A 512-nucleotide genomic window follows, 5' to 3' on the forward strand; every position below is an offset into this window, starting at 1 on the left:
CCCAGGCTTATTTTTGCGATACAGGCTACTACACTTTTACAGACTATAGATCTGCCTGCTACTCAAAAGTACCGCGGACACACATATTTACAAAATCCACAAGTACCGGGCATGGACTCCTGCATCACTAAAACTTCAGCATGGCCTCCAACGCGCGAAGAACGTCATCGCGGGTAACTATACCTATTACTTGATTGTCCTGGTTTACTATCGGTAATCTGTGGATCTTCTTCCTGAGCATCAGAGCTGCGGCATCGGTCACTGTTTTATCGCATGATAGCGTGATTGCTGGAGATGTCATCACATCTGCAATCTTCGTCTTCGACCCATGTGAAGCCCTCACACGATCGCTCTTGACGACGACCCCGATGCATCTGCGAGCGCTGTCGACAACCGGGAGGCCTGACACGAGCTGAAAGTGGCCTTCAACCTCCACCAGCGCCTGCTCCGCTGTGACCATCAGCACGGGCGTCGACATGGCCTCGCGCAGGAGCGGCCCCCGCTGCTGATCG

General features: G+C 53.3%; 1 protein-coding gene. It reads right to left on the reverse strand.

Going from position 1 to position 512, the window contains the following annotated elements; all coding sequences use genetic code 11:
- Positions 1 to 127 precede the first annotated feature (127 nt).
- The coding region (locus tag IE219_RS32785; RefSeq protein WP_229850285.1) for a CBS domain-containing protein at positions 128 to 512 on the reverse strand (385 nt) is incomplete at its 5' end.

Source organism: Streptomyces termitum (assembly GCF_014650175.1).
Classification (GTDB): Bacteria; Actinomycetota; Actinomycetes; order Streptomycetales; family Streptomycetaceae; genus Streptomyces; species Streptomyces termitum.